Source organism: Micromonospora sp. NPDC049101 (genome assembly GCF_040648675.1).
GTDB lineage: Bacteria > Actinomycetota > Actinomycetes > Mycobacteriales > Micromonosporaceae > Micromonospora.
The window spans coordinates 96,398-110,705 of sequence record NZ_JBEZED010000019.1 but is presented as its reverse complement, the minus strand read 5'-3'; the positions used below and the strand labels follow the sequence as shown (position 1 = coordinate 110,705).

13 protein-coding genes are annotated in these 14,308 nt (G+C 73.3%); 8 read left to right on the top strand and 5 right to left on the bottom strand.

Annotation, left to right across the window (positions count from 1 at the left end; translation table 11 throughout):
- Positions 1-4: 4 nt before the first annotated feature.
- The 4 genes from AB0B57_RS24720 to AB0B57_RS24705 form a co-directional block, all read right to left on the bottom strand.
- Entirely contained in the window at positions 5-733 is a 729-nt protein-coding gene (locus AB0B57_RS24720; RefSeq protein ID WP_357074247.1) for an STAS domain-containing protein, read from the bottom strand.
- A gap of 112 nt (positions 734-845) precedes the next feature.
- A complete protein-coding gene (locus AB0B57_RS24715; RefSeq protein WP_357074391.1) occupies positions 846-1,292 on the bottom strand; it encodes a DUF4383 domain-containing protein in 447 nt (148 codons plus the stop codon).
- Between the two features lie 141 nt (positions 1,293-1,433).
- Complete coding sequence (locus AB0B57_RS24710) at positions 1,434-2,591, bottom strand: glycosyltransferase (protein WP_357074244.1); 1,158 nt, start codon at positions 2,589-2,591, stop codon at positions 1,434-1,436.
- Positions 2,592-2,616: 25 nt separating this feature from the next.
- On the bottom strand, positions 2,617-3,633 hold the full coding sequence (locus tag AB0B57_RS24705) for a glucosyl-3-phosphoglycerate synthase (RefSeq protein ID WP_357074241.1): 1,017 nt from the start codon (positions 3,631-3,633) through the stop codon (positions 2,617-2,619).
- Positions 3,634-3,826: 193 nt separating this feature from the next.
- Between AB0B57_RS24705 and AB0B57_RS24700 the strand changes: the two genes are divergently transcribed.
- The 8 genes from AB0B57_RS24700 (at position 3,827) to AB0B57_RS24665 (ending at position 13,234) form a co-directional block, all read left to right on the top strand.
- Positions 3,827-4,837, top strand: a complete 1,011-nt coding sequence (locus tag AB0B57_RS24700) for a Gfo/Idh/MocA family oxidoreductase (RefSeq protein ID WP_357074238.1) — start codon at positions 3,827-3,829, stop codon at positions 4,835-4,837.
- Entirely contained in the window at positions 4,830-5,918 is a 1,089-nt protein-coding gene (locus AB0B57_RS24695) for a zinc-binding dehydrogenase (RefSeq protein ID WP_357074235.1), read from the top strand. The genes AB0B57_RS24700 and AB0B57_RS24695 overlap by 8 nt, the downstream gene beginning before the upstream one ends.
- Before the next feature lie 55 nt (positions 5,919-5,973).
- Positions 5,974-7,806: an ABC transporter ATP-binding protein gene (locus AB0B57_RS24690; RefSeq protein ID WP_357074231.1), complete on the top strand. Its 1,833-nt coding sequence runs from the start codon at positions 5,974-5,976 to the stop codon at positions 7,804-7,806.
- Positions 7,807-7,928: 122 nt separating this feature from the next.
- Positions 7,929-10,220, top strand: coding sequence for an accessory Sec system translocase SecA2 (gene secA2, locus AB0B57_RS24685; RefSeq protein WP_357074228.1), 2,292 nt, complete (start codon positions 7,929-7,931; stop codon positions 10,218-10,220).
- Between the two features lie 182 nt (positions 10,221-10,402).
- The gene (locus AB0B57_RS24680) at positions 10,403-11,143 is read left to right on the top strand and encodes a GAF and ANTAR domain-containing protein (RefSeq protein WP_357074225.1); all 741 of its coding nucleotides are present in this window, start codon (positions 10,403-10,405) and stop codon (positions 11,141-11,143) included.
- Between the two features lie 260 nt (positions 11,144-11,403).
- Positions 11,404-11,895 (top strand): DUF2231 domain-containing protein, encoded by a 492-nt coding sequence (locus AB0B57_RS24675; RefSeq protein ID WP_357074222.1) that lies wholly within the window; start codon positions 11,404-11,406, stop codon positions 11,893-11,895.
- A gap of 62 nt (positions 11,896-11,957) precedes the next feature.
- Positions 11,958-12,152, top strand: a complete 195-nt coding sequence (locus tag AB0B57_RS24670) for a helix-hairpin-helix domain-containing protein (protein ID WP_357074219.1) — start codon at positions 11,958-11,960, stop codon at positions 12,150-12,152.
- Positions 12,153-12,475: 323 nt separating this feature from the next.
- Complete coding sequence (locus tag AB0B57_RS24665) at positions 12,476-13,234, top strand: class I SAM-dependent methyltransferase (protein WP_357074216.1); 759 nt, start codon at positions 12,476-12,478, stop codon at positions 13,232-13,234.
- 115 nt (positions 13,235-13,349) lie between these two features.
- On the opposite strand, the gene AB0B57_RS24660 is transcribed toward AB0B57_RS24665, so the two are convergent.
- Positions 13,350-14,300, bottom strand: coding sequence for a DUF3500 domain-containing protein (locus AB0B57_RS24660; RefSeq protein ID WP_357074213.1), 951 nt, complete (start codon positions 14,298-14,300; stop codon positions 13,350-13,352).
- Between the last annotated feature and the right edge of the window lie 8 nt (positions 14,301-14,308).

Here is a 14,308-nt window from a genome sequence, read left to right as displayed (position 1 = left end):
ACGCTCACGTTGCCGGCAGCATCGCCCAGACGGCCTTACCCTGACCGGCCGGCACGCTGCCCCAGCGCTGGGTCAGCTCGCGTACCAGCAGCAGACCCCGCCCACCCTCGGCGCGCAGGTCCGTTTCGCCGGGCCGGGCCTGGGCGCGGCTGCCGTCCACCACCGCCAGGTGCAGGTAGGGCCGGCGCAGGGTCACCGTCACCTGCATCGGTGTGCCGGCGTGCCGGACCACGTTGCCGACCAGTTCGCTGAGCACCAGCGCGGCCGGGCCGGACGCGTCGGGCAGATTCCACCGCGCGCACGCGTCGGTGACCAGCTCCCGGGCGCGCCGGCAGGCCCCGGCCACCGGCTCCAGCCGGGCCCGCATCCGCAACGTGGACATCGCGCCGGCCACCCGGGTCGCTTCGGCGCAGTCCGGGGACACCGGGACCACCCGGCAGGTGGCCGTCTCGGCCAGCCACCGTTCGACGACCGGCGACGGGGAACACAGCACCACCGGTACGGCCGGCCACTCCTCGGCCCGGCGGGCGGTCGCGGCGAACACCGACAGCGCCAGCCGGTCCCGGACGTCGACCTCGGTCAGATCGACCACCAGCGCCTCGGTCTGTTCGACGAGAGCGTCGTTGAGCGCCTTGTGCACCGACCGCATGGTGCCCAGGTCCAGTGCGCCGCGGAGCCGGACGACCGCCACCGGTGCCGTGGAGCGCACGTCGCAGGTGATCCGGCTGGACATCTCGGGCCCTCGATTCGCTACTGGGTCGGGATCTGCCAACTACCCGAGCCCCTGCCGCGCCAAACCGGGGCCGGCGGCGAGGCGACGCAGGTCACGGCCCGCGACGGCAGCGTCACCGACGGGTGCGCCCGGTCAGGACACCCAGGGCGATCATGCCCAGGCCGAGGCCCAGGTGCAGCCAGCCGTCCGCGTCGTTGACCGGCAGGACGTTCGCCCCGGTGTCGTGGTCCGCCGCCAGCCCGTAGAGCCACAACACCAGGTAGACGGCACCGCCGCCGATCAGGAACGTCCGGGCGCCCCGGACCGTCCGAGCCAGCACCAGACCGGCCACCCCGAACGCCAGGTGCACCAGGTTGTGCAGCACCGACACCTGGAAGACACCGAACAGGTACGCGCCCGAACCGTGCCCGGCGAACCGCAGGGCGTCCGTGCCGCTGGTGATCCCCGGCACGAAGCCGAGCGCGCCGATCAGCAGGAACAGCACCCCCACCGAGGCCGCCGCACGGCGTACCGGCGGCTTGCCGTCGGCCGGGTTGGGGCGCGCCCGGGAGTGCGCCATCGGTCCGACCATCACCGGCTCCTCGCTGCGCGGCGGGCATGAGGCTGCGGGGCTACCCGCTGCCGCCACCCCCAAACCGCCGCGCCGGGGCCGTGCCGCCGTGCCGTGCCGCCGTGCCGCCGGTCTCGGCCGTGCCGCCGGTCAGGCCGGGAGCAGCCTCGGCTCGCTGGCCAGGTGGCGGACCCGCTCGTACAGCTCCAGGTAGCGCTGCGCCATCACCGCCGGGGTGAACCGCTGCGCGGCCACCCGCCGGCACTCGTCGGGGTCGAGCAACTCGGCTCCGAGTACGAGGTCAGCCAGCTCCTCCTCGTCGGTGGTGAGCAGGCCGGTACGGCCGTGCTCGATCAGCTCCGGTAGGCAGCCCCGGGCGGTGGCCACCACCGGCGTGCCCAGGGCCAGTGACTCCACGACCGCCGTCCCGCCCGGCTCCTCCCAGCGCAGCGGGAACAGCGACGCGCGGGCGTTGGCGAGCAGGTCGTCGCGCTCCTGACCGGCCACGGTGCCGATCCAGCGGACCAGGTCGCCATCGATGTGCGGCGCCACCTCGTCGAGGAAGAACCGCACGTCCGGGTTCTGGCGGGCCTCGTCGCCGGCCGCGGCGAGATCGGCCGGCCGATGATACGGACCGACCGGGCCCGCCAGCACCAGCGGAAAGCCGACGCGATGCGCGAGACGGGCGCCCACGTCCTGCCCCTTGCCCGGGTTGATCCGGCCCAGGATCAGCAGGTACTTGCCCTTGGCCGGCATCGGCCTGCGGTCGGCGTCGACGGCGAGCGGGGTGGACAGGTGCACGTGCCCCACCGAGTGCTCCCGCAACGCCAGTGGGGCTCGGGCCAGCTGCGACGCGGAGACGCCGTTGACCCGGACCCGGTCGCCGCCGTCCAGTCCGCCGTAGAGCGCCGGGTGCTTGGCCAGGTCCCAGTGCAGGGTGTGCAGGGTCGGCGGACCGGCCGGGCCCATCGCGGCGAGAGTGGCCAGCCCGACCGCCTCCACGTGGTCGTGCACCAGGTCGATGTCGTCGCGGGCGTGCAGCTCACGGACCACCCCGGCCAGGTGCGCCTGGGCGATCCCGCAGACCTGGTTGTACGGCCGCTGCAGGGCGGCGAACTGCCCGTCGGCGAAGACCGACACCTGTTCGTCCACCGGCAGGGTGCTGCTGCCCACCGAGGCGAGCACCACTCGCACACCGAGTCGCCGCAACTCCGGCACCAGCGTGGCGATCACGTTCTCGATACCGCCGTAGCCGGGCGGCGGCACGGACAGCCACGGGCCGGCGTTCATCAGCACGGTGAGGCTCATCGGGCCCGCCCCGCACTCCTCGCGCTCACGCGGCGGCCACCCGGCGGCGGGGCATCCGGTGGCGCAGCTCGGCCAGCGGGGGGCGTTCCTCGATGGACACGTCGCTGACCACGATCTCGCGGTCGAGGTTGGGCAGCGTGTCGGAACCGCCCCGACGGAACTGGGTCAGCAACGCCTCCGGCGCCAGCCCGGGGGCCGCCCACCCGCGCCGCTGCAACCGGGACCAGGCGGTCAACATGATCTGGGCGGACATCCGGCCGAGAGCCGCCGTGTCCTGGTGGCGGTGCTTGCGCTCACCGAGGTCGACCTGCGCCATCGCGTCCAGGCCGACCAGGTCGAGCAGATCGATCATCATGGCCGTCTCCACCCCGTACCCGGAGACGAACGGCACCTGGGCCAGCACGTCCCGGCGGCCCGCGTACTCGCCGGCCAGCGGCTGCACGAAGCCGGCCAGCTCGGGCCAGAACAGGTTGAGCAGGGGTCGGGCCATCAGCTCGGTCACCCGGCCCCCGCCGTCCTGCTCCACGCTGGCGGCGCCCACCAGGGGCCGATGGTAGAAGCCCTTGACGAAGTCGACCGAGGGGTCGGTCAACAGCGGACCGAGCAGCCCACTCACGAAGTGTGGGCGGAACTCCCGCAGGTCGGCGTCGATGAACGCCACCACGTCACCCTCGGCGGCGGCCAACCCGGCCCAGAGCGCGTCGCCCTTACCGGTCAGCCGGGGCAGCCCACGGGTCATCGCGTCCTGGCTGACCACCTCCGCCCCGGCGGCGGCTGCCACCTGGGCGGTGCGGTCGGTCGACCGGGAATCCACCACGATCAGCTCGTCGACCAGGGCGACCCGATCCATCAGGTGCTCCCGGATGGTCGACACGATCGCGCCGACGGTGGCCTCCTCGTTCCGGGCCGGCAGCACCACACTGACCCGGGTCGATCCCTTGGCCCGCAACAGTCGACGTGCCGGCCAGTCACCGGCCGACGTCGTCCGGTACGTGGCCCACGCCTCCACCACCGGTGACACGCTCGTTGTCATATCCCGCACGGGCACCCCTCCGTTCGTGCGTGGAAAAACCGAATTTGGTTGTTCCCATCCGCCAGCACGCTCTAACCGCTTTCTTGGCAACAGCTTGATCACAAGGGTGACGCTCACGCGTTCCCGGGGGATGAACGTTTGATTGCGCACACCCCAGGGGACTGCTCCCATCGCAAGAGAAACGTCGGTAAAGGGGTGTCGGATGCGTGTATGCCGGGTCGGTCTGGTCGGAGCGGGTGGGGTGGCACAACGCCACGCGCGGGTGCTGGCCGCCTTCGACGACGTCGAGGTGGTCGCCGTCACCGACGTCACACCGGAGGCGGCGTCCGCGCTCGCCGCCCAGCACGGCGGGCGCTCCTGCGCCGACGTCGCCGAGCTGCTGGCCACCGGCCCGGACGCGGTCTACGTCTGCGTGCCGCCGTTCGCGCACGGCCCGGCCGAGGAGGCCGTGCTCGCCGCCGGCGTGCCGATGTTCGTGGAGAAGCCCGTCGCGGTCGACCTCGACACCGCCGAACGGATCGCCGACCTGGTCGCCCGCAGCGGGCTGCGCACCGCCGTCGGCCACCACTGGCGTTACCTGACGGTGCTCGACGAGGCCCGCGAGTTGCTCGCCGACCGTCCGGTGCGGATGGTCAGCGGCGCCTGGCTGGACAAGGTGCCCCCGGTGGCGTGGTGGTCGCGGCGGGACCGCTCCGGCGGCCCGGTGGTCGAGCAGGCCGCCCACGTGCTGGACCTGATCCGGGTGCTGGCCGGGGAGGTCACCGAGGTCACCGCATACGGCAACGGCACACCGCCGCCGGTCGACGGCGCCGACATCGACTCGGTGACCACCGCCGCCCTGCGCTTCGCCGACGGCGCGGTCGGCACGCTCAGTGCCGCCTGCGTGCTCGGCTGGAAGCACCGCGCCGGTGTGGAGATCCTCGCCGACGGGCTGGCCCTCGCCCTCACCGAGGACGGCCTGACGATCCGCGACGCCGACGGTGAACGACACATCCCCGCCGACCCGGAAGCCGCCCGGGTGGCGGTGGACCGCGCCTTCGTCGACGCCGTACGCGGCATCGGCGACGACGTCCGCGTCCCGTACGCCGAGGCCCTCGCGACCCAACGACTGGCCCTCGCGGTGGCCGACTCGGCCCGCACCGGCGCGACCGTGCGGCTCGCCACCCCCACCGCGCCGGCGGCGCTCAGCGCGGGGGTGACCGTCGATGCGTGACAAGGTCGTGGTGGTCACCGGTCCCGGCCGGGTGGAGCTGGAGGAGCAGGACGCCGCCCCGCTGCGCCCCGGCACGTTCCGGGTCGAGACGCTGTTCAGCGGCGTCTCGGCCGGCACCGAGCTGAGCTACGTCAAGGGCACCAACCCCTACCTCAACGTCACCTGGAACGCCGACCTGGGGCTGTTCCAGCCGGGCGCGGCGAGCACCCCGTACCCGGTGACCCGACTGGGTTACATGCAGGTCGGCCGGGTCGTGGAGAGCGAGACCCCGGCCGTCGCGGTGGGCACGGTCGGCGCGATGACGTACGGGCACCGCACCGGCTGGCTGGCCGACCCGGTCGCCGAGCGGTTCGTGCCGCTGCCCGACGACCTGGATCCGCTGCTCGGCGTCTACGTGGCGCACATGGGCCCGATCTGTGCCAACGGTCTGCTGCACGCCGCCGCCGACCTGCACGGCGTCGACGTCCGCACGCTCGGCGACGGCGTACGTGGCCGACGGGTCGCCGTGGTCGGCGCGGGCGTGGTGGCGCTGCTGACGGCGCTGTTCGCCCAGCGCAACGGCGCTGCCTCGGTGGTGGTGCTCGACCCCACCCCGCAGCGCCGCCACGTCGCCGAGGCGCTCGGCCTGGAAACCCTCGACCCGGACGGGGACGATCCGGCCGTCGTGCTCAAGACCCGCTGGGCGCACACCGCCGGTGATCGGGGCGCCGACGTGGTGTTCCAGTGCCGGGGGCAGGCGTGGGCGTTGCAGCTCGCGCTGCGGCTGCTGCGGCCCCAGGGCACCGTCATCGACCTCGCCTTCTACCAGGGCGGCGCGGACGCGGTCCGGCTCGGTGAGGAGTTCCACCACAACGGCCTGTCGCTGCGCTGCGCGCAGATCGGCCGGGTGCCGCGCGGGCTCGCCCCCACCTGGGACCGCGAGCGGCTCTCCGCGGAAACCGTCGACCTGCTCCGGACCTACGGGGACGTGATCCGCAAGCACGTCGTCTCGGCGGTGGTGCCGTTCGACGAGGCGCCCACCCTGCTCACCGACCTGGCCGAGCGTCGCCGCCAGGAGCAACAGGTGGTGCTGTCCGCCTGACCCGCCGCACCGGAGCGCGCCCGCCGGGGTGACGGGGCGGACTACCGTTCCCGGCATGAGCACCTCGACGCGCGGGTCGGCCGGCGGCACCTCGGCGGCCGGATCGGCCGGCGGCACCTCGACGGACCGGCCGGCCGGCGGCACCGCCGCGGATCGGCCGGTCGGTCTCGGTGCGCTGCTGCCGTACCTGCGGGAGCACACCGGCACCCTGGTCGTGGTGGGCGTGTTGTCGCTGGTCGGCGCGGCGGCGTCACTGGCGCAGCCGCTGCTCACCCGGTCGGTGCTCGACCGGATCGGCGCCGATGACCCGGTGGCCGACCTGGTGGCGGTGCTGGTGGCCCTCGTGGTGCTCGGCGCGGCGATCGGTGGGCTCCGCGACTACCTGCTGCAACGCACCGCCGAAGGGTTGGTGCTGGGCACCCGGCGCCGGCTCGCCGGGCACCTGCTGCGGCTGCCCATCGCCGAGTACGACCGCCGACGTACCGGTGATCTGCTCTCCCGGGTCGGCTCGGACACCACCCTGTTGCGGGCGGTCGTCACCTCCGGGCTCTTCGAGACGGTCACCGGGGCGGTGACGGTGGTCGGCGCCGGCACCGCCATGGTGCTGCTCGACCCGCTGCTGTTCGGCGTCACCCTGCTCGGGGTGGCGCTGGGGCTGGGCTTCGCCGCCACCTTCGCCCGCCGGGTCCGGGCGCTGGCCCGAGCCGCCCAGGAGCGGATCGGCGAGATGACCTCGGCGGTGGAACGGGCCATCTCGGCGGCCCGGACCATCCGGGCCAGCCGGGCCGAGACCCGGGAGACGCAGGCCGTCACCGGCAGCGCGCGCGAGGCGTACGAGGCGGGGCTGCGGGTGGCCCGGGTGCAGTCACTCGTCGGCCCGATCGGTTCGATCACCGTGCAGGGCGCGTTCCTGCTGGTGCTGGGCATCGGCGGGGCGCGGGTCGCCGCCGGGGCGATCTCCGTCGGTGACCTGGTCGCCTTCGTCATGTACCTGTTCCTCCTGGCGCTGCCGCTGGGTCAGGTGCTGCGGGCGTACACCCAGTTGCAGTCCGGTCTGGGTGCCCTCCAGCGGATCGAGGAGATCCTCGCCGTGCCCGCCGAGGGCGCGGGCGACCCGCCGGCGACCGCCGCCGCGCCGACGACCCCGCGCCGGCCCGCTCCGATGATCGAGTTCGACCGGGTGAGCTTCGGCTACCCCGGCGGTGAGCCGGTGCTGCACGAGGTCAGCTTCGCCGTGCCCGCCGGTACGCGTACCGCGTTGGTCGGCCCCTCCGGCGCCGGCAAGTCGACGCTGCTCGCCCTGGTCGAGCGCTTCTACGAGGTGAGCGCCGGGGCGATCCGCATCGACGGCAACGACGTGCGGGCCGTGCCTCGCGACGTGCTGCGGGCCCGGCTCGGCTACGTCGAGCAGGAGGCCCCGGTGCTGGCCGGCACGCTGCGGGAGAACCTGCTGATCACCACGCCGGACGCCACCGACGACCGGCTGCGCGAGGTCCTCGACGAGGTCAACCTGGGCCACCTCGTTCAGCGCACCCCGCAGGGCCTGGACGTGCAGGTGGGCGAGGGTGGGGTGCTGCTCTCCGGGGGTGAGCGGCAGCGGCTGGCCATCGCCCGCGCACTGCTGGCCGGCCCGCCGGTGCTGCTGCTGGACGAGCCGACCAGCAACCTCGACTCGCGCAACGAGGCCGCGCTGCGCCGCGCCATCGACGCGGTGGCCGTCCGCCGCACCCTGTTGATCGTGGCGCACCGGCTGGCCACGGTTGTCGACGCCGATCAGATCGTCGTCCTCGACGGCGGTCGGGTGGTGGCCGTGGGCACCCACACCGAGTTGACCGCCACCGACCCGCTCTACCGGGAGCTCGCCAGCCACCAGCTGCTGGTCGGCTGACCGTCTCCCTTCGGACTCGACGCGTTCCCTCCGGCGGGGGTCGGCCTGCTCAGTCCGCTCGGTGTCGACTTGCCGGCGGCCGGGCCGCGCAAGCCGGCCGGAATCGCGTACCGTTGCCGCTCATGGGTGTGTCGCAACGGTTCAAGAGCAAGTTCCGGCGCTTCCTCCAGCGCCCCGGCTCGACCGTGGATCTTGCTCCGCTGGAGAAGCTGCTGCCGGCGATCGAGGCGCGTGCGGATGATCTCGCCGCGCTCGACGACGCCGAGTTGACCGAGGCCGCGGGTGCCGCCGTCGGTTATGAGGAGATCTGCGCCGTCGGCCGCGAGGCCGCCCGCCGTGGCCTCGACCAGCGGCCGTACGACGTGCAGCTGATCGGCGCGATGTCGCTGCTCTCCGGCAAGGTCGCCGAGATGGCCACCGGTGAGGGCAAGACGCTGACCGCCACCATCGCCGCGTACGGGCACGTTCGGCTCGGCAACGGGCCGGTGCACGTGCTCACCATCAACGACTACCTGGCCCGCCGCGACGCCCAGTGGATGGAGCCGGTCTACACCCTGCTCGGCCTGACCGTCGGCTGGGTCAACGAGGCCTCCACCCCGCAGGAGCGGCGCGAGGCGTACGCCTGCGACGTCACCTACGTCTCGGTGAGCGAGGCGGGCTTCGACTACCTGCGCGACCAGCTGGTCACCGACGTGGCAGACCGGGTGCAGCCCGCGCTGGCCACCGCAATCGTCGACGAGGCCGACTCGATCATGATCGACGAGGCTCGGGTGCCGATGGTCCTCGCCGGCGCCGTGCCGGGCGAGCAGGATCCGGTGCACGCCGCCGCCGCGCTCGTCCGCGGCCTGCGCAAGGGCAAGCACTACACGGTCGCCGAGGACGGGCGCAGCGTGGCGTTCACGTCCGCCGGCCTGGCCGCCGTCGAGGCCAAGCTCGGCATCGACCTGTACGACGAGGAGCACGTCACGCAGCTCTCCGCGGTGCACGTGGCGCTGCACGCGCACGCCCTGCTCAACCGTGACGTGGATTACATCGTCCGGGACGGCTCGGTCGAGCTGGTCGACGAGATGCGCGGCCGGGTGGCCCAGCGCCGCCGCTGGCCGGACGGGCTCCAGGCGGCGGTCGAGGCCAAGGAGGGCCTGGACGCCACCGCCGAGGGTGAGGTGCTCGGCACGATCGCCGTGCAGGCGTACATTGCGCTCTACCCGAAGGTCTGCGGGATGACCGCCACCGCGGTCTTGGTCGGTGACCAGCTGCGGGAGTTCTTCGGCCTCGAGGTCGCGGTGATCCCACCGAACACCCCGTGCATCCGTGAGGACGAGCCGGACCGGATCTACGCCACCCGGGCGGAGCGGGACGAGGCGCTGATCGACGAGATCCAGCGCTGGCACGCCAAGGGGCGGCCGATGCTGATCGGCACGCTGGACGTCAAGGAGTCCGAGGGGCTGGCCGCCGGGCTCAACGCCGCCGGGGTGCCCTGCGTGGTGCTCAACGCCAAGAACGACGACGAGGAAGCGGCGATCATCGCCGAGGCCGGCGCGTACGGCGCGGTGACCGTCTCCACCCAGATGGCCGGCCGGGGCGTCGACATCCGGCTCGGCGGCAGCGACCAGAGCGACCAGGAGCGCGTCGCCGAGCTGGGCGGGCTCTACGTGATCGGCAGCGGCCGGCACGACAGCCGTCGGGTGGACGACCAACTGCGCGGCCGGGCCGGCCGGCAGGGCGATCCGGGTGGCTCAGTCTTCCTCGTCAGCCTGGAGGACGACCTGGTCGTCCGGCACGCCGCCGACTCGGTGCCGCCGTCGCCACGGATGAACGCCGACGGCCTGGTCACCGACGAGCAGGTGGACTACGCGGTGGAGCACGCCCAGCGGGTCGCCGAGGGCGTCAACCACGAGATCCACCGCAACACCTGGCGCTACAGCGTGGTGATCGAGCAGCAGCGCAAGGCGCTCGCCGCCCGCCGGGAGCGGCTGCTGACCAGCGACGTGGCCGCGGTAATGCTGCTGGAGAAGGCACCGGAGAAGGCCAGCGAGATGGACGAGGACCTACTCGCCCGCGTGGCCCGCTCGATCGCGCTCTTCCACCTGGACCGGCTCTGGGCCGAGCACCTGGCCGAGCTGTCGGAGGTCCGGGAGGGCGTGCACCTGCGCGCGCTGGGCCGGCTCGACCCGCTGGACGAGTTCCACCGGGCCGCCGTACCGGCGTTCAACGACCTGATCCCGGAGATCGAGGCCCGCACCCTCGCCACCTTCAACGAGACCGAATTCGATGAGGACTGGCAGCCCGACGACGGCACCCTGGTCCGGCCCACCGCCACCTGGACGTACCTGGTGCACGACAACCCGTTCGGTTCCGAGCTCGATCGGTTGATCGCGTCGATCGGTCGACGACTCAGCGGCGCCTCGCGCTGACTCTGGCAAGATCAGGGCCCCTGCCACCGTGCGTCCACGGCGGCAGGGGCCCTGCTTGCGCCGTTTCGACCCGGGTCACGCAGGGTAGTAGGGCTGGTCGGTTACGTCGGGAGAGAGCAGACGATGACACAGGTGACGATGCCCGCTGGGCAGGCGCGAGGGTGCACGGAGGCTGCGGACCGGTGAACCTCGACACGCGGGAACCGGCGGTGCAGAGTCTCGGCGTCCTGGAAACCGCCGCACTGTTGCGGGAGTTGACCGCCGGCCTGATCGCGCTGACCGATTTTGATGAGGCCCTGCTGGCGCTGGTCCGGGTCACTCGGGACGCGGTGGCCGGGGTGCGCTGGTGCGGGTTCACCGCCCTGCGCGCCGGCGAACCGGCCGGCGTGGCCGCCTCCGACGAGCGGCTGGCTGGCCTGGACGACCTGCGACACGGGCCGGACTCGCCGGCGATGAGCGCCATCCATCGCCGCGAGATGATCCTCGCCGCCGACCTGGCCGGTGAGCCCCGTTGGCCGGTCTGGACGGCACGCGCCCGCGACCTCGGCGTACGCGGGGTGATCTCCGCGCCGGTCGACATCGACGACCAGGTGATCGGGGCGATCAACCTCTACGCCGGTTCCCCGGACGTCCTGACCCCACAGCACCAGCTGACCGCGATGCTGCTCGCCGAACACGCCGGCCTGCTGCTGGCCGCCGTCCGGGACCGCAACCGGCAATTCGTGCTCGCCGGCGAGCGGGACGCCTCGCTGCTGAACGACGGTGTGGTGGGCCAGGCCGTCGGCGTGATCATGACCCAGCGCGGCTGCCCGCCCGCCGAGGCCCTCGAGGTGCTGCGTACCGCCGCGTCGTCGCTGGACATCCCGCTCCGGGAGGTGGCCGAGCGGCTCGTCCGGACGGTCTCCCGCCAGCGCGACACCTGACCGCTCGGCCGGTCGGTCCGCTTGGCCGGTCGGTCCGCTCGGCCGGTCGGCGCGGTGGCCGGCCGTTGATCGACTCGGGTTTCCTGAAGTCGGGGTGTCCGGGGCTCGTGGATGACCCGGCTTTCTGAAAACCGAGTCGATCACGCCCGCCTGGTGCCCGTTCTCCCCGCTGGTGAGGAGTCGGGCGGCGTCGTTTCCCGGTGACCGGGCTGGGGTAGCACTCTGGGTCAGGTGAGGTGCGCCGACCCGGGGGAGGACCCATGCAGAGCCGGCTGCGCGTGCAGGGCCACCCCATCCAACCGATGCTCGTGACGTTCCCGCTCGGGCTCTTCGTCAGCACGGCCGTCTTCGACCTCACCGACGTCCTCGGCGGGCCAGCCTTCCTGGGAGAGGTCGGCTACTGGACGGCCGTCGCCGCCCTTGTCGCCGCCGCCCTGACCGCGGTGGCCGGGATGGTCGACCTGTGGGACGTGCCGGGTGATCACACCCGCCGCACAGCGGTCGCCTTCAATCTGGTGAACACCGTGATGGCGGCCATGTTCCTGCTCACCTGCCTGGTCCGGTCGCACTCCCCGCAGCGCGGCGCGTCCGCCGCGATCCTGATCACCGAGCTGGTCGCACTGGCCGTCGGCGGGGTCGGCGTGCACCTGGGCGCCCGGCTGATGCGCCAGTTCGACACCGGCCGCGCCGAGGCCGGCGGCCTGGACACGCTCGCCGGCTCCACGGTGGAGATGTCCCGCCCACGCCCCTGATGCGGAGCCGGGGTCCGCCGCGCGGAGCCGACCGTGTCGGAGTTGGTCACTACCATCCGCGCATGACCTCGCCGCTGGACACACTTCCGAAGATCGGCGCGCCCGCGACGCGTGCCCTGCACGCCGCCGGCTACACCACGCTGCGCCAACTCGCCGGCGTCCCCCGGTCGGAGCTGGCCAATCTGCACGGCATGGGGCCCAAGGCGCTCGGCATCCTCCAGGCCGTCCTCGAAGAGCACAACCTGGGGCTGGGCTGAGGTCTGTCACCGCCAGCCAACACCCGTACCGCCTCTCGCGTCGCCGCCCGCCCGCTCGCCGCGACCGGGAGACGTAGCCCACGACGGTCGGGTCTTCTTCCGCTCAGCCGCCGGGCCTGCCGGCCCGGTCTGACCTGACCCCGCCTGACCTGACCCCGCCTGGCCCGGCCTGGCCCGGCCCGGCCTGACCCGGCCCGGTCTGACCCGGCCCGGCCCGGTGGGCGTGCTCGGGCCGCTGACTTTCCCGGTCTGCCGGGCCCGCTCGGCCGGGCAGTGGGCAATTGAGTTGCCGGCCGCGTTGCCGGCCGGCGAGGCTGATCGCCGTGAACGCCAAGGATGAGGGCGAGGAGTTGATCGCGCAGGGTGCTGCCGCGCCGGTCGACGGTTGGGGTTTCGGTTGGCTTGCCGGCCGGGCCACCGAGGAGCGTCCACCGTGGGGGTACGCCCGGCTGGTCGCGGACCGGATGGCTCGCGCCGACGCGGCACTGGACGTGGACACCGGCGGTGGGGAGGTGCTCGCCGAGGTGCCGCGTCCACCGAGGCTGCTGGCGGCGACCGAGGGCTGGCCGCCGAACGTGCAGGTCGCCCGGCGGACCCTGCGCCGGGTGGGTGCCACAGTGGTGGCGGTCGCACAGGACGGGCCGTTGCCGTTTCGCGACGCCTCCTTCGATCTGGTGGTCAGTCGGCACCCGGTGCGTACCGACTGGGCGCAGACGGCGCGGGTGCTGCGACCCGGCGGCACGTTCCTGTCGCAGCAGATCGGGGCGGGCACCATGCGGGAGTTGAGTGAGGCGATCCTCGGTCCGCTGCCGCCGCCGACCCAGCGGCACCCCGAGCACGCGGTTGCCGCTGCCGAGGCCGCTGGCCTGCGGGTGGTCGACCTGCGTCGGGCCACCCTGCGTGCGACCTTCGCCGACGTCGGGGCGGTGGTGTGGTTTCTGCGCAAGGTGATCTGGACGGTGCCCGGTTTCACCGTCGACCGCTACCGCGACCAACTACGCGCCCTGCACGACCGCATAGCCAGCGAGGGCCCCTTCGTGGCGCACGCCCAGCGCTTCCTCGTCGAAGCCACCCGCCCCTGACCCCCAAGCGCCGTCGATCATGGAGTTGTGGTGCCGAACAGAAGCCGCGCACCGGGGCAAGTCACCCACCACAACTCCATGATCGACGCCAGGTGGGGGCGGGGGTGGGGTGGGGTCAGTGTTTGTGGGTTTGGTGGTGGCTGGCCAGGATGTCGGCGCCGAAGTCGCTGGCGGGGCGGCGCAGCACGGTGTGTGCGTGGTTGCCGTCGGCGCTCGTGTTGTCGTACTCGATGAGCAGGTCGTCGCCCTGCACCCGGTAGTAGTGCCGCTGGCCGGGCGTCGTCGGGCCGGCCCAGGCGAAGTGCAACTGGCCGGCACCGAGGCGCGCCGCCTCCCGCACGGCCAGCTCGGGCGGCAGTCGGTCCAGGTAGACCGCGACCACCTGGTCGAGCAACGCGCGGCCGGTCGGCCCCAGCCGGGCGGCCGACACGCCGAGGGGTTCCAGCGGCCCGTCGACCTGCCCACGGGTGGCGCTGATGATGTCCGCCGGAGCCTCGTCGGCGATGATCGCGGCGCCCCGCTCGGCCGGCCCCAGCGCGTCGAGCAGTGCCCGGGCGAGGTCCTCCTCGACGCCGAGTGGGCGGGAGACCGGGCGGCCCGCGTACCGGACCGCGGCCGGGTTGGCGCCGAAGAAGATCGGCGCGGGGGAGACCTGGTCGTCCACCACTGTCATGTTCACCGACAGGTGGTGTCCCTCCAACCGCCACGCCCAGCGGTCGTCGCGCGCCGGATCGCCGAAGACGGCCACCCAGTAGTCACCGCTGTGCCGCCCACGTTGCCAGTCCTCGGCCCGGTCCAGCACCTCCTCCAGCGAGATGATCGCCATCGCCTGCGCGTACGCCGAGGGGCTGAGCGCGGTGGCCAGCAGCCGGTGCGCGGCCTTGCGGCCGGCGATGTCGAGCTCGGCGAGGCAGACACCGGGTCGGGGTCGGGGCCGGTATTCCAACCAGCGTCGGGCCGGCTCGTCGTCGAACGGGTGCACGGCGCTCTCGCGGGCGGCGGGGTCGAGCGCGGCCAGCAGTGAGGTGCTGGCGGCGCGCATCTGCTCGGGCAGCGGATCTTCCACCGACCCTG